Raw genomic sequence first — 18,804 nt, 5'->3', positions numbered from 1 at the left:
TTAACCAATCTGATTTATGCTCCCTCCAACAAGAATCACGAGGGGGACGGTCATGGAACAATTAGGCGCGCTCGATGCGATGTTTGCCTATACGGAAACACGCAATACGCCGATGCATATTGGCCAGCTGCTTATCTATGATCCATCCACCGCGCCCGGCGGTAAGGTCGGGTTCAAAGACATATTGCATTACATCGAAGGCCGCTTGGATGGCGCGCGGATATTCCGTCAGAAACTGGTGCGGGTGCCGCTGGACCTCGATCATCCCTACTGGATAGAGGACGAGAATTTCGATCTCGAATATCATGTCCGTCATATTGCCTTGCCGCAACCCGGCGACTGGCGGCAGCTTTGCATACAAGCGGCGCGGATTTATGCGCGGCCTTTAGACATGAATCGCCCGTTATGGGAGTTTACTGTTATCGAAGGCCTTGAGAATGTCGACGGCATTCCCAAAGGCAGTTTTGCGGTCCTACATAAATTCCATCATGCGGCGATGGACGGGCAATCTGGACTTCAAATGACTCTGGCGCTGCATGATCTCGATGCCAAAATGAAGCTGCGGAAATGGGATAAACAATGGCGATCAGAACCAAAGCCCAATGATCTCGGCCTGTTGATGCGGGCACAGGTGAATAATATTGCCAACCCGGTGCGCGGTCTGCAGACGCTGGGTAAGCTGTTGCCGGTGCCGAAGCGGATGTTTGATTTCGCCAAAGACAATAAGCAGCAAAAAGATGCGGCGACCGGTATTCCCAAGACGCGCTTTGGCGAAAGGCTGACGCCGCACCGCGTGTTTGACGGCAAGATTTTCCCGCTTAGCGATATCAAGACCATCCGCACCGCATTCCCTGGTGTGACTGTGAATGACGTCATGCTAACCGTGGTCGGCGGAACGATGCGCGCCTATCTGGAAAGCAAAGGCGAGCTGCCCGATATCACACTAAAAGCCGGTGCGCCGATTTCGGTGCGCAATGACAATGGTGAAGCCGCTGGCGGCAATCAGGTATCGATGATGACGGTCGGCCTCGGTACACATATTGCGGACTCGGCAAAACGGCTGGAGTTTGTTGCCAAGGAAACAAACCGGTCCAAACATATGGTCGAAGCCGTTGGTGCGCGGACCTTGATGGAATTAAGCGGCGCAATGCCTGCTGGTCTCACCGCAGCGGCTACAAAACTTGCCGCGCGCATGGGCCTGGGTCAGACGGTGGCGCCGCAGATGAATACGGTTGTGACCAACGTACCGGGGCCGCCCGTATCGATGTATTTTACCGGGGCCGAGCTAAAGCGCAGCTTTGGCATGGGCCTGCCGACCGATGGCATGGGCGTGTTCCATATCGTCACCAGCTATCATGGAGAGGTTATGCTGACGATTACAGCAGACCGGGAGATGCTGCCAGATCCGGCAGCATATGTCGATTTCGCCGAGAAAAGCTTCAAGGCGCTGCTGGCAGCGGCAAAGAAAGCGAGTGCAGCAGCAGCCAAAAAAGCAAAGCCGAAAAAGGCTGCGGCAAAAAAACCGAAAAAGCGCCTGACCACACGTGCCGCTACGGCAGGCAAGGGTCGCAAGAAGTAAACCGCTTTTCAGGGCGCGTTTATCGCCGCCCCTAGTCATTGCCGCAGCTTGACTCGCTGGATTTGATTGCCCATCCATCGGCGCAATGAAATCCAACATGAACAAGCGAGAGGCGAAAACCCCATGAGCACAGTAGAATTTAATGACCGCGTAGCCATTGTCACCGGTGCCGGTGCCGGGCTTGGCAAGCAGCATGCGATGGAACTGGCCCGCCGCGGCGTAAAAGTTGTGGTCAATGATTTTGGCGGCGCGCGTGATGGTACAGGTGGATCAGCAACCGTGGCAGAAGGCGTTGTTGCAGAAATCGAAGCCGAAGGCGGCGAAGCAATGGCAGCGGGTTGCAGCGTGACCGACATGCCAGCGGTTGAAAAAATGGTTGCCGATGCGATCGCAAAATGGGGCCATGTCGATATCTTGGTCAACAATGCTGGCGTGCTACGCGACAAGAGCTTTCACAAAATGTCGATGGAAGATTTTCAGTTTGTCATGGACGTCCACCTGACCGGCAGTGCTAATTGCACCAAGGCGCTGTGGGATCACATGCGCGAACGCCAATATGGCCGCATCGTTATGACGACATCGTCAACCGGACTGTACGGCAATTTTGGTCAGGTCAATTATGGCGCCGCGAAACTGGCACTGGTGGGCATGATGAACAGCCTGCATCAGGAAGGCGCAGGCAAAGGCATTCACACCAACTGTATCTCTCCGGTCGCGGCCACCCGCATGACCGAAGACATCATGCCGGAAGAAGCGTTGAAAGCGTTGGTGCCCGAAGCGGTAACCCCTGCCGTGGTGTATCTGTGCAGCGATGGCGCGCCATCGAAAACCATCCTGACGGCTGGTGCTGGCGGTTATGCAGCGGCGAAAATTCTCGAAACAGAAGGCATCTGGTTGCCAGAAGCTGATCGCAGCGCCGAAGCGATTGCTGCAAATATCGACGAGATTCTCGATGAAACCGGGATGCAGGAATATGCCAATGGTGGCGGACAGGGCGGTAAATTTTTCCGCCGGATGCAGGAAGTGATGAAGGGCTAAAAGACCCCCAAATAGGAGAAATAAAATGCCAGTAATTAACGCAAGTGAACTCGACAGCTGGAAAGGCAAAGAAGTAGGCGTGTCCGAATGGTTTGAAGCCAGTCAGGACCGGATCAACAAATTTGCCGACTGCACCGAGGATCACCAGTATATCCATATTGATGAGGAAAAAGCCAAGAACACCCCCTTTGGCGGCACTATCGCCCACGGCCTGCTGACGCTGTCCTTGATGCCAGCCATGTCCTATGGCTGCACGCTCGGCCTCGAAGGCGCGGTGATGGGGATCAACTATGGCTATGACAAAGTCCGCTTCCTCAACCCGGTCCGTGCCGGATCAAAAGTCCGCGCGCGCCATGTGCTGGTCGATGCGGTGGAAAAACAACCCGGCCGCTGGTTGATGACCTATGATGTCACGGTGGAAATTGACGGCATCGAAACACCGGCGCTCATAGCCCGTTCACTGGCGATGATTGTGGTTGGTTAAACCAAAGATTTTTATTTTACGAAGGGCTCTGGATTGTTTCCGGGGCCCTTTTTCGTGAGCGTCTCGCGAGCAGGATGATGGCTCCCAGAATTACACAAAATATGGCCCAATAAAAATATCGAAAATCGGCGGCTTGACCGAAGACAAAATGCGGTCCGAGGTACAGGATACCAGAGGATGATAAGGCCAGTATTTTTTGTCCGTCAGGGACCGCACGCAGTCTAAAACCTAAAAAGCCCAAGCCCAGCAACCCCATTACCCAAAACCATCCCTGCATGAACGGCCACCTTTCCCAGAACAAGGGCCACGCTTGTATGATTCTGGACGGCGTCGGATAGGCAGTGGGGACACCAGCTTCTTTTGCTGGTTTGGAAAAATGTATTTCGCGCAGATAATAGCCGCGTCCTCTGAATAGGTGGATGAAGTCCAGCGAAAAGGCTAACCGATGTTGGGCATAAGCCAACGGATTGCCCGTCACGGATGCGAGCCACGCAGAGCGCAGGTCCACCATTGCAACGGGGTCCGATTTTTGCAGGACAATATTCCCGTCGGGATTTTCGAACAGGATCGACTTAATGTCACCCGCCTCATAATGCGATAGCTGACGTTTCAGATCAGGATTATCCGAGACCAGAGTGGGCGGTAATATGGGCTCACCGCCATAATGTGCGATTCCGGCCAGATCGTGGACCATCGCTCGGGAATAGGGATCGGAGTGGCTGGGCTTCAATATCACATCATGCACGATCGTCTTGCCGACAAAGAACAGGGCAAAGACAATCGCTACCATGCCGCCTGTCGTGATCAGCTTTCGCTCTTTTCGGTGGAGAACCAGAAAGATAAGCGGAAGCACTGCCAGAATTGCGTTGCCGCGAACCATCCATCCGTACCACAGCGCAACCAAGAGTAGCGCGCTAGACAGCCGTCTTTTCGGCGGAAAAAATATCGCGATGATCGATACGAAAAACCATGGAAGTGCATTGTGCACATCCTTCCAGATCACACCGACGAAATTCAGGCAGAATGGTGCAAGGGAGCATAGCCCGACCGCAACTGCCAATCTGTGCTGACCGTCGGACCAGAATTTCTTGAAGAGCAGAAACCAGCAAGTGAAATATAACCCAACCTGCAAGAGGAGCATCGGCTGTGGTCCATTTTTCAGCGGAAGCAGGAAGTTCCAAAGCGCGGCCATGGCTGGCGGATGATGCTCGTCAAAGCGAAAGCTCTTTGCTTGCTCATATTGTTCATAGCTATCCGGCGACATGGTGCCCGGGTAAAAGCCGAACCAGGACAATATTGCCAAAAATACAAATCCGGCAAATGCGGCCAGAATGGCGCGGCGATCTCGCTTCGCTTTTTCTGGTAAAGGGAAGGGTGTGTCGTTCATTGCTGATACGCAGGTCGGTTTAGAAATCTGGCCGCAAAGAACAAAGCAATTACCCCCAATGCAATGCGAAACGCAGTATCATTTAGGCCGGAACACCAGCTTCAACAAGGCAAAGTTTAACACGAAAGATGCGGCAATTGCGACAGCGAGACGCAGCAGATCAGGAAGCATCCCGTCCGCTATCCAAAAGCCGGAAACATAGATGATCGCAACCCGCAGGACCAATGCGCCCAAGGCGCTGCCATAGGTCTTGGCCATGCGCTCCAAAGAGAATGAAGCACCAGGTGTTTTGAAAACCCAAAATTCAAAAAGCAGATAGTTGCAACCAATCGCGACCAAAAAACCAAGCACGGCGGAAATTTCAAGAGACAACTGAAACTGAGATCGCAACACCAAAGCTATGGATAGATCAACGACGAGTCCGATGATGACGGCAGCCACATATCGAAAATTACCATTCCCGCTCATGATGGATTTTGCGGGAACAGACGGCTCAAATTCGCGCCTTCCCACTTGGGATCAATTTGTGGAAGCATTTCGAAAAAGTCGTAAATATTGTCGATCTTTGCGCCCATGATCGAAATAAGATCCGGAGCATCACTGTGCCGGTGGAACAAGATCGGGCGACCGTCGTCCCGCTCATTTTTGACCAAAACCGCTTTAATGTCGAACAGCGATTTTTCATATCGCGCCTGTTCAAAGCAAGGCATATATCGCTGCGCGTCGTTAATCATATGCCGCCATCTGCTATCTTTGGGCATATCGCGTAAATGAACGTCTGGAGATGTCCCGCTCTCGCTATCGGTCCAGCTATGATGCGGCGTATAACGGACATGGGTGAGCGAGTGCAGCTTTTCAGATGGATAGGGCATGCAGGACCAGAATGGGCCGTCCATTATTGTCACCGCCAGATCGGCAAACTCATCTGGCGGGGTTACCAGAGCCAATTCCGCCAATTCATATCTTAATTCTATCGGGGCCAGGCCGCTGTTGATCAATAGATTGTTGATATTGGCGTAGGTTACATTGAACGCATTGCTCGCCAGGAAAGACCGTTCTCCAGCCAGATGTATCCTAACGCCCGATTCCTGTGAGCTTACATTTTCGACGCGCTCGTCTAGCAGGATATCGATACCCGCTTCATCCAAGCGCGCGCGCAGTTGGTCCCTTAACTTGGTCCAGTCAAAGGCGAATTCCTGACATAGAAAAGCCTGCTCGACCAGCTCGTTGTTAAACAACGCTTCTTGTTGCGGTTTGACGACCGATATGGGCGCATTCATATCGGAATACATCCGGTGGAAACGCCGTGCTGATACTTTCGACCGTCTGCGGGCGATGGCATAGATCATCGAAAAATCATCGATGATTGCGTCGGGGAAGTCTTTGGCGAAGCGCGATTGCAGAGCTTTGGACCGCAACGCCGTGACAAAACTTCGCGGGTAGTGAAAGCCTGTGTGGACACGGGCCTGATTGACCCGTGAAGCGCGGCCCATGATATCGGAACCTGCTTCGATCAGCGCAACACGGTCGCTTTTGCTCGCAAGAAACAGCGCAAGGCAGCAGCCATAAAAACCGCCGCCGATCACTATCGCATCATAGTCGGCTTGTTCTTTTGCCTGTGTCATGATTATTCAGTTTGCCCCGATTTGGGGTGATAGACACCGAATAGAGCCTTGAACAAAACGGACAGAAGTTCGAGCAGCGGCGACAAGCCTTTTATCTTGGTCGGGACGGGTTCATTAGCGGGATAAACACGGCTGGTTGGCAACTCGGTAACCGGATATCCCAATTGACTGGCACGGATCGTTAAATAGGCCAGCAGCTCATATTTTGTGAAAACCTCTCGAAAAGGCTGCGTGCCCGGGTTGAGTAAATAATCCCGCGAATAGGCCCGGAAACCTTGTGTGGTGTCGGTAAACCAGTGTTTTGCCGCAAGGCTTTGCAAGGGCGCGTGAATGAATCTTATCGCGAGATAACGTGACAGGGGAATATTCTCGCTTCGCCCGCCCGGAATGAACCGCGACGCTTGGACATAGCCATGGCCGCTATCCAGCGCTTCGGCAAATTTGGGAACAGCATCCACTCCGTCTTTGCCATTGCCATCGACAGTGATGATCCCGTCATAGCCCTCCGTCAATGCCCACGCATATCCGCATCGCAACTGAGCCGATAATTTGCCCGGCCCGGTTTTTGTCAACAGGGCGCGCGTGCCCATGTCCTTTAGAAAATCCAGAGCCAGCGAACCGTCGGTGGACCCGCCATCAACGATCACCGTATCTATGGCGCGGCAAATGCCTTGCTGCGCCATGTCGCGCAATTGGGATTTGATCCGCTCACCCTCATTGATGACCGGAATGATGATGACATATTTCGATGCCTTGTCTTTCAGCACCTCTTTTTCAAAACTGGGTACCTGCCAATCTTGTGCGCTTAGTTGTCCATGGATCTCAGATGCCATCTCTAGGCGCTTTTGTCGGCGGCGAGAGGGGCCATATTTTCAACTTCGACATTGAGGTCCGTCGTTTGGTCAAAAAAACTGGTGTTGGATATCTCGTCCCGAATGAGCCCTTCGTCAGAGCCGCGCAAGCGGTCGTAAATGCCAGCCAATCCCAGGCAAAGCAGCCCCAATGCCATGGCGATAAAGGCGACCGACCCGGATTGTACGATGGCGGTCGAGAACCAGCCGTCTTGCACATTGTCGACCGTCAGTAATACCGTACATGCATAGATTGCATAGGCCACCGCCAGAAAGACGACGAGTGTCGAGAAGATTGCAAAGCCCCTCAAAATTCTGGGCGCTGAGTTGGTGACGAGTTCGGACACCAGTTCAAACCGGTCCGCCATAGTCGATCGGCTCTGCAGCGATGTCGGATAATCAACTTTCTGGCGCTTGTAATTTTCATTACCCTGCTTCGGTTCAAAGACCAGATCGACCGTCGCGGTCGGCGCGTTGAGTATTTTCCCCAAAGACGTTCTGGCAACACCAATGGTTCGCATGTCGCGAGAGCTTACTTTATATTTTGACACCGCGCTCAAAACCGCATGAAAAACCGGCATGGCAATGCGCCGCCGGGATCGCCGTGTCAGAATGACATCACCGGTTTCAAACACCTCTTCTGCGATATCTGTGACAGATATATGATCGAGCTCACGGAAGGACGAGAGCACGACGACATCGCCGATGGCTTCTGATGCAACCAGCACGCGCCGCCGATAGAAGCTAATGTCATTGCTGACGATGATGATCCGCAAGTTGCGAATTCTGGATATTGTTGATGCCTCCTCGCTCAGCGAAGAGTGAAACCGTTCACTGACAGCATAGACAATTTCAGAATAATGAAACCGATCAGCGACCTGCCTGGACAGCGCCTCCAGTTTCTTCAGATCATCGGCGACGCTGCCTTCTTGGACAAGGCCAATGGAAACCAGAAAATCTTCGCGGCGAGCGACCTGAGTCATGTCCTGTCCAGCCGGGTCAATATTTCGGAGCAGTCTTTGAGAGACTTTTCCACCTGAACCAATTCCTCGCCTTCAACCGCCCTCATTTCAATCGAGAACCAGTGCTTATATTCTTGCTCGGCAATATTGGCAGCGACGCTGGAAAATTGTTCGGCGTTCTTTGGTGCCGGTTCGAGATTCGGCGCGCTGATGTGGATGTGCGAAATTCGCTTGGCTGCTTTGTGGAACAACTGGGCTGCATCATCTATTTCGCCGGTCATATGCAGGGCTCCGATATCGAAGTTCACAGTGACCGCTTGATGATCGACTTGCTCGGCAAAGTTTATGGTTTGCAGCATAGTGTTCAAAAAATTGGTCCCATATTCTTTGGGATTAGGCTCCAAGGCAATCTTGACACCTGCCCGTTTGGCATATTCCCCTAATCCATAAAAAACATCTACGGCATTTGCAATTGCCGTTGCTTCATCCAAAGCTGATGGAATAATCCTATTGCGCGGGGATCCCATCACCAAATTCGGGATTTCGACGCGCTCGGCCAGCTGGATCGCCGCCATCAAACTCGTCTTGAAGCGGTTTTTCTCATCTTCTTTGCCGAACAGCAAGGCACCGTCGACACCAAATAGCAATGATTGCATCGACACCGGGCGCACACCATATTTTGACAGCAACAGCGAAAATTCCCTTATGCTTTGATCATCTGGAACAAAGGGATTATCGTCGCGGTAAAACGCCAAACCGGGAGCAATTTCGAGGCCACGCGCGCCAAATCTTTGCATGATAGCAAGTGCATTTTCCAACTGGTTTGCTGGCCACGCGATATTTGAAATCGCCAGCTTCATAACTGGCCCATCGATGAAGAGTAGAAGCGTTTCAAATCATCCAGGATTTCGCCCTTCTCATAGAGATAGTTCCCATCGGAACCGAAAGCCGTCGCATGATTGGACCGGACGTCCTCACGGACGCAGGGTGGCGCAGTGTTGGTAAATTCTTTTCCGGTTAAAAATTTATGGATTTCGCTGGCTTGCACCGGCGCCGAACAAATATTCAGGATATCAACGTCCTTTTGAACCGCCGTATTGATATCGTCGGAAAGTTTGGTGAGATTATAATATTGAAAGCGGCTTTCACTGTTGGTGAACTGGGTCGACAAGAAATTCTCGCGTGTGAAAGCGCCGATCAAAGCCTTGGAAACATCGCTATTCGCAAAGTCCGCTCGCTTATAGGCCCACATTTCTAAATCCCCGTCATAGGCATAGGCCTGTTGCAGGCTCGCAGCTTCTGTATCGGGAAAAGCTTCCAAGAGGACGTCAAATTTATCTGGCTTAATGAAAGACGGTTCCGGGTTTAAAATATCGAACAGGAAGTTCTTTTTGAGTCCCGGCCCAAACAATGCCGGCAGACGAATAATATGCGTGTCGCTAAAGCTTGATGCCAGCTCAACCTCTAGTTGCCGCCGATTGCGGCCATAGGCATTATGCTGCTCATACTGCGCATTGCTCTCGGTATATTGGGCAGAGACATCGTCAAAAACGCCGATGGTCGAGACCAATATCAGTCGCCCAATATTAGCCTTGCGCAGAGCATCCACCAAAATTCCAAGATTGCGTGTATCGGCCTGAGGGTCGGCGTTGGCCGCCCACATGACCGATGGCACTCCGGCACAAATCACTTCATCAAATTTGTCACCTGCAATTTCGGTTATGTTCGTGGAGTTAAATTGCCGGTCAAAGGATCGCGACCGTAAAAGGTTGCTTCCGACAAAGCCCGTATAGCCGATAAGAGCAGACTGCATTTTATACCCTAAAGTCCGTTTTCAATTAACCATAACTCTATTGCTCACAAATGCTTACATGTCATTTAACTTTCTCAAAGAAAAACCAAGGCAAGACCCTTTCGGCGACACTATCGGACGCTGTCGCCGATGCCTGCTATGTTCCTTGGTTGCACGCCTAGCCTCGAAGGTGCGGTGAGGGGATCCGGAACAAGAGGAAATAGTCTAGCTTCCAAAATGGACCTTCTAGAAGTTGTACACATATGTAAAAATTCTTAGCAATTCCCGGGAGCATCACAAGTCGTCGATGCTACAAGGGGGAATATCATGAAAAGACTTATTGCAAGTGCGGCAATCGCCGCACTGACCACTGCGCCTGTGCACGCGCAGCTAGAACAAGATTTACATACAGCCACTCCAGCAGATCCGGCTGTAACCGGTCCAAAGGAAACTGTCGCTGAGGAGATTGTCCCAGAGCCTATGGCATTGGAACCGCTGATGCTAAAAGACCGAACGCCGATAAAGCTGGCAGTAGCCAAAGAAGTGAACAGCAGCACGCATGACGCGGGTGATATTTTTGGACTGACAGTATTGGAGGATGTTCGGGTTGGTGACACTGTCGTCATACCAAGCGGCACGCCCGCATCTGCCGAGATAACCTGGCGGACCGGCAAAGGCGCTTTTGGGAAATCCGGCAAGCTGGAATTCGCGATGCGCTCTGTTGAACTTAACGGCCAAAGCATACCTGTCACTGGCAGTTTCCGACAGGAAGGTGAAGGTAACACGGTGGCCACCGGCGTTGGCGTCCTTGCCATCGGTGTTTTTGCCGGTTTCATTACCGGAAAGCGCGCCAGGCTTCCCGTCGGCCGGGAACTGCTGTCTCAGGTCGCGCAGCCGGTAGAATTCACCCCCGACGGTGTTCTGTCTGCGTCATTTGATTCCGATGGTGCGATGGCAGCTGCATTTGCGGACTCCCCGCTTGGGCAATGCAAAACAGAAGCCGAGACATTGGCCAAGCCGAAGAAGCGGGAAAAACGCTCAAGAAATGCTATAAAAAACGCATGGAATAAATGGCGGATAGCCGCGCCATGTGCTGGTCGACGCTGCCGAAAAGCAGCCTGGTCGCTGGCGATGATTGTGGTTGGATAAATGCAAATCCTGTTTGATTTGCGAAGGGCTCTGGATCGGTTCCAGAGCCCTTTTTGTTTCTGAAGCTAGTGTCCGCTAAGGGCGCAAAAGCGGACACTACTAATGCGGAAGCTGCCGGTTGGGTAAGCGCCCCAAATTCAGACGTTACAATGGTGCCGGTAATATCCCGAAAGCGGACTTGGTGCTCGTACAGAATGCCCCGCCAGATCTCTCTGACAGGGCCTCTGGGTAAAATCATAGTCTAAGGGTTATGCGTAGCTAGTTTTCACAATCGCTTTGCGCTGACGGTGTCGATCTGACCTCATCGCTCCGCCAATGGCACCAAAGCCAAAGATCATGAACGCCCATGTTGCTGGTTCTGGCACAGCACCAATAGATGCATTTGCTGTATAGATGACTCGTTCAAACGCATCGCTGCTATTCAGGCCGGTGTTTGAACCAGCCCGCCAACCACCATTGATATTGCCGGCACGCGTATGCCAGCATAGCCGGTCGCCGCTTCCTCTATTGGTGGTGTCGCAACTATTCCTAGTTACTGATTCCCCGCCAGGTGCGAAGCCCCAGGAATAGTTGTCGGAAAAATACCATTCCGTTCCGTTTGCATTGTGCGTAACATTGCTACGGCCGGTATCAAACAACACATCAGCACGTAACGCTTGTGCAAGCACCAAAAAAGTATCACTTCCGATCTCACGGGCCGCCAACATCAAACTGTCACCGTTGTTACAACCTTTCAGTATACTGGCTACCGATTGTCCGGTCGAACCATAGGTACTCGAATAACACTCTGACCAACCACCGCCCGTAACTGTCGCAACTTCAACGTTGGTCTGCGGCCCCACCGGAATGTAGGTGGCAGCGCTTGCCGATGATGTGAATGCAGCCGTCGCGACAGCTGCCAATAGATAGATTTTCACTTTGAATTCTCCTTCATTTGGTCGAAGACGATATTCAATTTCCATGCCAATCCGATAATCTATTGTAATATAAAGATAATAAGTTTTCCATCATCTTGATTTCAAGAAAAATTCGCATATTGCGAAAATAATTTGGAGAAATCACTGCAAAATGCGAAATCAGATGGAAATATTCTCGCAAAGAACGATATTTATGCATTTCTTCGGAGATTTGTCTAATTTTCGCAGTTCCTAAGCTCTTATTTTGATGAGCTTTTTCATGATCCACCACAGGCATATGCTACGAGCGGGGTGTCAGTGCATGGAGTTGCTTCGGATTGGCCTATTTGGCCTACATTCGTTCGTCCTAAGAATTATTGTAGGCAGTGAATGTAAACGAAATACAGAATTAATCTTATGGTCGACCTTATCTGCTAAATCCAGTAAATCAGCTTTTGATATGGAGACAAGCTTTACCGATGGCGAATGAAACAACTTCTCTTAGCGCCGGGATGAATGAGCAGGAGAAAATTGCTTTTCTCCAACGCCGCTTGGCTCGTTCCGAAGCTGCCCGCCAGGAAGCAGAGACTCTGCTAGAGGATAAAGCGCGACTGGTTGCGCTTAGAAGTGTCGAGCTTCAACAGCGCGAAGCAGAGCTAATCAACAAAATGGAAATAAGCTCACAGGAATTGATACGAGCCGAGAAGACCGGGCGTATCGCGACGCTCCATTGGCCTAAAAACAAAGGGCTTTCTTATTCTCCATTCTTCCGAGAAATGCTTGGCATAGAGTCTGATGGAGAGTCGATTGCAGAACGGGCATGGCGGGCCGTGCATCCTCTTGACCGCGCCCGCGTATCAAAGCTCCGGCTGGAGTTTTTGACTGCGCCTCCGGGCGCCGATCATAGCTATGAATGTCGGATGGTGACTCCCTCGAGCGACACAATGTGGTTCAAGTGGAGCATGGCCAAACAAGCGAATGCAGATGGAGAGGTGATTGGCATATATGGTACCGTTCAAGACATCACAGAAACTCGAGCAATTGGTAGACGTGCAAAGGCACTGCAATTGGTTGCAGAACGGCGAATCAAGCAACTAAACAGAACCAGTGAGCAGCTAGCCAAAGCAACAGAACGTGAACGTCAAAATGCAGTTTATCTCCAAGCTGTTTTGAATAATGTACCATTAGGGGTGGCCGTTTTTGATGACGATTTGCGACTTGTCAGTTGGAACGACAAGCTGAAGGAATTGATCGGAACCAAATATGAAAACCTTTCCAAAGGTATGGAATATTCAGATTATCACGCGTTGAAGTCAGAGTTCCAGGTGCAAAATCTCGAAGCATTATCTTACATTGAAAGAGACCGGGCTGGGAACGTAAAGCCGCATAAATATCTTTTGCGTAGCAGCAACGGGGAACATATTCAGATAACTGTTGCTCCGTATAAAGGCGGTATGGTGAGGACTTATACCGATATCAGCGAATTGAAAAAGATAGAAAGCCGCTTGAGAGAACAACGGTCGCAACTAGGCGAACGCGTCGATGAATTGGAAACCCTGAGTTCTGCACTTCGCTCTTCAAAAATGGAAGCAGAGCGGGCTAATCGAGCTAAGTCGGAATTTTTGGCGATGATGAGCCACGACATCAGAACACCCATGAACGGGGTGTTGGGTATGCTATCGCTGATGGAGGAAACCGAGCTCAGTGAACCACAAAGAAAGCAGCTGCGTTTGGCCATGCAAAGTGGCGAGTTGCTGAAAATTCTGCTCGACGACATTATCGATCTGGCTCGCGCAGAGGCAGGCGCTATTTCTTTGGAACCAGCACCTACCGTGCTGGACCTGGTGGTCACTGGCGTAATGGATTTCTGGTCGGGTGCGGCCAAGGCAAAAGGCATTGAATTAGACACAGACCGTGATCCAAGTCTGCCAACTGCGCTGTTCATTGATCCGACGCGGTTTCGTCAGTTGCTCAACAATTTTGTAAGCAATGCAATAAAATACACGCCGGGTCCGAGCGGGAAAGTATCAGTTTCACTTCTGCAGAGTGAACATGACGAAAAGAGATTTTTGCGTGTTGAGGTGGCGGATAATGGTATGGGGGTGCCAGAAGACATACAATCCTCTCTATTCGCCAATTTCACTCGCTCGCCGAAAGTGGAGCGGAGTGAAATAGAAGGCGTTGGCTTGGGTCTGGCGATCTGCCGTCGATTGGTCAGTGCGATGGGCGGCGATATCGGCCTAATCAGCAAAGAAGCTCGCGGCAGCATGTTCTGGTTCGAGATACCATTGGAAGAAGCAACTGTTCCGATCGAAGTCAACACGATCAGCGCGCCGCCGTTGCTGATTAAAAACCGTGACGGAGAGAAGCCCCACATACTGATAGCGGAAGACGTGGAGGCCAATCAGTTCGTCATTGCTTCTATGCTTGATCTTTTCGGATGCACCAACGCATTAGCTGAAAATGGTCAAGTAGCGATAGATATGCTGGAAGACCATGAGTTTGACTTGGTCCTCATGGATGTATCGATGCCCGTGATGGACGGCAAAGAAGCGACGAAAGCCATCCGAAAAATGGGTTCTGTCAAGTCTAACATCCCGATCATTGGTGTTACGGCGCATGCGATGGAAACAGAACGGGAAAGCCTGCTGGCCATCGGTATGGACCAATGCTTGGCGAAGCCGATCGACAAGCATGAATTGGCAAGTGCGATAAGAAGCGCGTTGAGCAAAGCTGAAGATGATGAGCAGATTTCCCCCTCTCAGTCGGATATGCCTGCAGCTATTAATATTGATCAATTCCGCTCGGTCTTAGCCACCCTTACGCCCGACAGACGAGAGGCTTTGAAAGAAACACTGCGAAAGGATTTGGCGGTCTCGGTTTCGCATATGGAAGCTGCATATACCGATCAAAGCGATGAGCTTTTATCCGGAGTCCGTCATCGGGTTAAAGGAGTAGCACAAACTTTCGGATTTGACGGTTTATTGGATCAAGCGAACGCCGCAGATCTCTCTGATCCGAAATCCCTTGATAGGTTCAAAAACTCCGCAAACAAAACGCTGAGTGAAGTTGAGAAAGCCTGCGGCGTATAGAGCATCCTTCAATAGGCACCGCGTCCCGTTAGAACGGCCGGTACGGTGGAGACGAGAAGCGAAATATCTTTCAGCACGCTTTGATGACTAAGATATTCCTCGTCCATTTTGACCTGCTCCTCAAACGGTATTTCTGCCCGACCGGAAACTTGCCACGTGCAGGTCAGTCCCGGTTTTCCGGCGAGCCGATTCATACTTTTATTTGGTCTTTGCATGACTTCTTTGGGTAGCGCGGGGCGTGGGCCGACCAATGACATATCTCCTTTCAAGACGTTTATGAGCTGAGGTAATTCATCCATCGAAAAACGGCGAATAAGTTTGCCGATTTTGGTGATACGGGGATCATTTTTCATCTTGAAGCACACATCATCGCGATCGCTTTGCTCCATCAGCTTTTTCAATCGCTGTTCGGCATCGACTGCCATGGATCGGAATTTCCACATTTTGAAAGGCTGCCCATTCTCTCCAATTCGAACTTGTTTGAAAAAGACGGGGCCGCGATCTTCAGCGAGGATCAACAGAGAAATGGCCGCAAAGAACGGCCCAATCAAAATGAGCCCGAGCAATGTTAAAGTTAGGTCTAACACACGCTTGTTGGTTACAAATACTTTTTGGTGCAGACCTCTTGCATGCCATCCATTCACTGCGGCTTTGGCAAGAAAACTAATATTGCCCACCAAATATCTGTTGGCCAACCGCTGGGGTTCTTGCATCAATCTCCAAGCCCACTCCATGCCTGCCGCTCTTACCAGTCGTGGTGCTCTTGGAATACGACCCGAATAATAGTCAAAAAGCCCACCAACACCCAGAACGACTGGGGCATTGATCCGTGAGCGATGTTCGGCGATCCACTTTTCCTGCATCGGAACGCCCAAGCCGACAAAAACTAAGTCGGCATTTGATCTATTGATTTTTGCAATTGTTGCAGCTGTGTCAGCATGGTCCTCATAGCCATTGCTCACTCCCGCGATCATCAAATCGGGATATTGCTTTTTCATGTTTTTGGCGACCTGCTCGGCTACCTTTGGCTCACCACCATGCAGATATATAGATTTCCCCGCCTCTGCTGCCTTTTGGCACAGAATGGGAAACAGATCAGTTCCGTTCAAATTTTCTCCTAACGGAGCTTTCGCTAATTTTGAGGCGATAGACATGCCTGATCCATCCGGAAGAAGCGCGCTGCTTGCCTTTAGACATTCGCGGTACACGGAATCTTTTGTTGCTATATTGATACAATGTGCATTGATGAAGTTCACCGTTACTTTTTGATTGCTTCGGGCCGATTGCATGATTGCACTGGCGGCAGATTCTCGATCTGCTCGGATCAAATTGAAACCGAAAAGCTCGGAACGATCGAACTTCGTCCAACTCGAAAGAAGGGACCTTAAATCTAGCGTATTATACTCTGTTGCATTTGACTTATCCGCGAGAAGTTTCTGATGAAGCATTTTCAAAATCCTTTTTATCAAATTGATTGGAAACGGATTTTGCAGAAACTATGCCAATTAATTTAAGTTATTAAAATCATTAGAAAATAAAATATGCAATGTAGAATTTATAAACTGAATTCGCATTTTGCAGTGATTTTTTGAAATATGTTCGCAATATGCAAATATGGAGAGTGTTCGAACCATAAATTCAATAATTATCTTTATATTACAATGTTTTATATAAATGGCACGAGACTTGAGAGGTGACTTCCATATTCGATTATGGAGATCATCATGGCCATTTGGCATCAAGCGAAAACAAGGTTGGGAAAGGACAGTATTTGGTTCCTTTCATCCCTGGCGGCTTATGGCAGTGCCGAAATGCTCGTACGCCTGATCCGAATCGTGGCTGTCGTTGTAATTGCCCGTGCCGTCACGCCGGAGTTAATGGGTATCGCGGCATTATCGCTTAGCCTGTTTGAACTGGTTCGAGTCCTCGCAAACGCCGGGATCGGTCAAAAAATCATAATGGCTTCGAAAGCAGATTTGCCGGCGACGGCGAATACGGCACATCGCCTTTTCTGGATATGGTGTGGGCTTGTTGGCCTGATCCAATTGTGCGTTGCCGGTCTGCTTCATTTCATATTCGGGCAAACCGACGCCGCATTCATGCTCGCTGTTCTATCTGCCGTGTTTCTTTTTATGCCGGGCGGTCTGGTTCAGGTGTTTCTGCTAATGAGAGACGGGCAAATGGCGGTCACGGCAAAAATAGGCGCCGTGCAGACAATTGCAGATCATCTTCTTACCATGGTTCTTGTTGTTCTTTGGCCCTCGGCCTGGGCAATTGTATTACCCAAGCTGCTCACGGCTCCGATTTGGTTGATTGCTGTCCGCAAGGCCAAAAAGTGGAAATATAACGCGGCAGAAGGAAAGATTCCGGCACACCGCTTTGTAAACTTCTCCTTGAGTGTACTCGGAAGTGAGATGCTAACGGCCGTCCGGATGCAGGCCGACAAATTGATTGTCGGTTCGCTATTGGGGGTGAAGGCACTCGGCATCTATTACTTCGCCTTCAATGCTGGCCTCGGCATCACGACATCTATCGTAACAGCATTTTCAACCATTTTGTTTCCCCATCTGTGCGGTGTCAAAAACGGGATGCTGCGTTTGCAACGCTATCGCAGTTCATTTCTATTGGGCGCAGCTATCTTCTTGCCATTGACGCTTGCTCAAGCATTGTTCGCACCAATTTATGTGCCTTTCGTTTTTGGGCAACAATGGAGCGAGGCGGCACCTTTGGTGAGCCTGTTGTCACTCGCCGCCATCCCGATTTTCTGCGCTGCGGCGAACACAACTTGGTTGCGAGCCGCGGATCGTACCTCGGCGGACCTTGCGATAGTCGCGTTGGCAACCGGAACGACGCTCGTCTGCTTAGCGCTAGGAGCAAGTGTCAGTCTCAATGCTGCAGCCATAGGATATGGGCTCGGTCTGGCCATCACCTTCATTCCGATATCCATCGCCTTCTACCGGAAGGCTCATCAGCAAATGCCCATAAATTTTTCGTCGAAGAAGGAGACACTCATATGACCAATTTAAAATTCTCAGTTATCATTCCCGTATTCAACGCGGCTTCGACCTTGGAATCAACGATCGCCAGTGTGCTGCAACAAACTGAAAAAAGTTTTGAACTCATTATCGTCGATGATGGTTCGACCGATAACAGCTTGCGGAAGGCGCTGGCAATGGCGTCAAAAGACACTCGTATAAAAGTGAAGTCGCAACAAAATATGGGCGTTGCTGCTGCGCGGAACTTCGGCCTCACTTGCGCCCATGGCAAACTCATCGCATTTTTGGATGCTGATGACCTTTGGCTTCCCAACAAACTTGCGCGGCATTGGTCTTGGCATCGCAGTTTCCCTGACATTGCGATCAGTTTTGCCCAAGTCGAATTTATATCAAATTTCCCTGAGGCATCGCGAGCCGTTTCTACCGTGCCGCCGATGAACCTTAGTGTCGCAGAGCTTGTTGCCGAAAATCCAACATGCACGTCGTCCAACATTGTCCTTCGTAGCGATTGCCTGGAGAAAATTGGTCTATTTCGCGAAGGGATGTCTTATGCCGAAGATCAGGAATGGCTGGTTCGTGCACGCGCCAAAGGCCTTAATATTCGCGGTATCAACTGCCATCTGGTGGACTATCGAATGAGCGGTGATGGCCTATCGGCCAATCTAGAGAAAATGTATGCTGGCTGGCGATTGCTTGCTTCCTCCTACGAAACCCATTTCGACCGGTCCGCTGCAGAAGCACAATATTGCCGTTACCTAGCGCGACGAGCGTTGAGAACCGGTGCGAGAGCCAATACTGCTCTCGGTTTCTCTCTGCGAGGCCTACGCCTCAATATCCGCGCCTTTTTCTCAGGCAGAAACCGCGGATTGGCGACGTTGACCGGTGCAATTGCTGCGCAGTTTCTCCCGCGTGAAACGCGCATCCGCTTCTTCGCATAAACAAACAATAGTCTT

General features: G+C 50.6%; 16 protein-coding genes. 7 read left to right on the top strand and 9 right to left on the bottom strand.

All coding sequences use genetic code 11. From position 1 onward, the window contains the following. The first annotated feature begins 52 nt into the window (after positions 1 to 52). The 3 genes from ABJM21_RS16145 to ABJM21_RS16135 all read left to right on the top strand — a co-directional run bounded on the left by ABJM21_RS16145 (position 53) and on the right by ABJM21_RS16135 (position 3,101). Positions 53 to 1,579 carry a wax ester/triacylglycerol synthase family O-acyltransferase gene (locus ABJM21_RS16145; protein WP_348301944.1) on the top strand — a complete coding sequence of 509 codons (1,527 nt, stop codon included), beginning with the start codon at positions 53 to 55 and terminating at the stop codon, positions 1,577 to 1,579. Positions 1,580 to 1,702: 123 nt separating this feature from the next. Then, positions 1,703 to 2,617 carry an SDR family NAD(P)-dependent oxidoreductase gene (locus ABJM21_RS16140; RefSeq protein WP_348301943.1) on the top strand — a complete coding sequence of 305 codons (915 nt, stop codon included), beginning with the start codon at positions 1,703 to 1,705 and terminating at the stop codon, positions 2,615 to 2,617. Positions 2,618 to 2,642: 25 nt separating this feature from the next. Then, complete coding sequence (locus ABJM21_RS16135) at positions 2,643 to 3,101, top strand: MaoC family dehydratase (RefSeq protein ID WP_348301942.1); 459 nt, start codon at positions 2,643 to 2,645, stop codon at positions 3,099 to 3,101. Between the two features lie 16 nt (positions 3,102 to 3,117). Here the strand turns inward: ABJM21_RS16135 and ABJM21_RS16130 are convergent, their stop codons facing one another. From ABJM21_RS16130 to ABJM21_RS16100, 7 genes are all read right to left on the bottom strand, one after another. Beyond that, a complete protein-coding gene (locus ABJM21_RS16130; RefSeq protein ID WP_348301941.1) occupies positions 3,118 to 4,488 on the bottom strand; it encodes a hypothetical protein in 1,371 nt (456 codons plus the stop codon). Between the two features lie 78 nt (positions 4,489 to 4,566). Next, positions 4,567 to 4,956 carry a GtrA family protein gene (locus ABJM21_RS16125; RefSeq protein ID WP_348301940.1) on the bottom strand — a complete coding sequence of 130 codons (390 nt, stop codon included), beginning with the start codon at positions 4,954 to 4,956 and terminating at the stop codon, positions 4,567 to 4,569. Beyond that, positions 4,953 to 6,113 carry an FAD-dependent oxidoreductase gene (locus tag ABJM21_RS16120; protein WP_348301939.1) on the bottom strand — a complete coding sequence of 387 codons (1,161 nt, stop codon included), beginning with the start codon at positions 6,111 to 6,113 and terminating at the stop codon, positions 4,953 to 4,955. The genes ABJM21_RS16125 and ABJM21_RS16120 overlap by 4 nt, the downstream gene beginning before the upstream one ends. Before the next feature lie 2 nt (positions 6,114 to 6,115). Then, the gene (locus tag ABJM21_RS16115) at positions 6,116 to 6,946 is read right to left on the bottom strand and encodes a glycosyltransferase family 2 protein (protein WP_348301938.1); all 831 of its coding nucleotides are present in this window, start codon (positions 6,944 to 6,946) and stop codon (positions 6,116 to 6,118) included. Positions 6,947 to 6,948: 2 nt separating this feature from the next. Continuing rightward, positions 6,949 to 7,947, bottom strand: a complete 999-nt coding sequence (locus ABJM21_RS16110) for a hypothetical protein (RefSeq protein WP_348301937.1) — start codon at positions 7,945 to 7,947, stop codon at positions 6,949 to 6,951. After that, complete coding sequence (locus ABJM21_RS16105) at positions 7,944 to 8,786, bottom strand: sugar phosphate isomerase/epimerase (protein ID WP_348301936.1); 843 nt, start codon at positions 8,784 to 8,786, stop codon at positions 7,944 to 7,946. Before ABJM21_RS16105 ends, ABJM21_RS16110 begins: the two co-directional genes overlap by 4 nt. Further along, the gene (locus ABJM21_RS16100; protein ID WP_348301935.1) at positions 8,783 to 9,739 is read right to left on the bottom strand and encodes an NAD(P)H-binding protein; all 957 of its coding nucleotides are present in this window, start codon (positions 9,737 to 9,739) and stop codon (positions 8,783 to 8,785) included. Before ABJM21_RS16100 ends, ABJM21_RS16105 begins: the two co-directional genes overlap by 4 nt. Positions 9,740 to 10,045: 306 nt before the next feature. Between ABJM21_RS16100 and ABJM21_RS16095 the strand changes: the two genes are divergently transcribed. Further along, entirely contained in the window at positions 10,046 to 10,867 is an 822-nt protein-coding gene (locus tag ABJM21_RS16095) for a hypothetical protein (RefSeq protein WP_348301934.1), read from the top strand. A gap of 248 nt (positions 10,868 to 11,115) precedes the next feature. On the opposite strand, the gene ABJM21_RS16090 is transcribed toward ABJM21_RS16095, so the two are convergent. Next, positions 11,116 to 11,784, bottom strand: a complete 669-nt coding sequence (locus ABJM21_RS16090) for a PEPxxWA-CTERM sorting domain-containing protein (RefSeq protein WP_348301933.1) — start codon at positions 11,782 to 11,784, stop codon at positions 11,116 to 11,118. A gap of 458 nt (positions 11,785 to 12,242) precedes the next feature. Here ABJM21_RS16090 and ABJM21_RS16085 point away from each other — a divergent pair, with 458 nt between their 5' ends. After that, a complete protein-coding gene (locus ABJM21_RS16085) occupies positions 12,243 to 14,855 on the top strand; it encodes an ATP-binding protein (protein ID WP_348301932.1) in 2,613 nt (870 codons plus the stop codon). A gap of 8 nt (positions 14,856 to 14,863) precedes the next feature. On the opposite strand, the gene ABJM21_RS16080 is transcribed toward ABJM21_RS16085, so the two are convergent. Beyond that, entirely contained in the window at positions 14,864 to 16,303 is a 1,440-nt protein-coding gene (locus ABJM21_RS16080) for a WecB/TagA/CpsF family glycosyltransferase (protein ID WP_348301931.1), read from the bottom strand. A gap of 276 nt (positions 16,304 to 16,579) precedes the next feature. Between ABJM21_RS16080 and ABJM21_RS16075 the strand changes: the two genes are divergently transcribed. Both ABJM21_RS16075 and ABJM21_RS16070 read left to right on the top strand, forming a co-directional pair. Next, positions 16,580 to 17,872, top strand: a complete 1,293-nt coding sequence (locus tag ABJM21_RS16075) for an oligosaccharide flippase family protein (RefSeq protein WP_348301930.1) — start codon at positions 16,580 to 16,582, stop codon at positions 17,870 to 17,872. Continuing rightward, positions 17,869 to 18,789 (top strand): glycosyltransferase family A protein, encoded by a 921-nt coding sequence (locus ABJM21_RS16070; RefSeq protein ID WP_348301929.1) that lies wholly within the window; start codon positions 17,869 to 17,871, stop codon positions 18,787 to 18,789. Before ABJM21_RS16075 ends, ABJM21_RS16070 begins: the two co-directional genes overlap by 4 nt. The last annotated feature ends 15 nt before the right edge of the window (positions 18,790 to 18,804 follow it).

It is taken from the genome of Parasphingorhabdus sp. (genome assembly GCF_039977335.1).
Taxonomy (GTDB): Bacteria; Pseudomonadota; Alphaproteobacteria; order Sphingomonadales; family Sphingomonadaceae; genus Parasphingorhabdus.
Note: the sequence above shows the minus strand (reverse complement) of the source record. Positions and strands in the feature narration are given on the sequence as shown.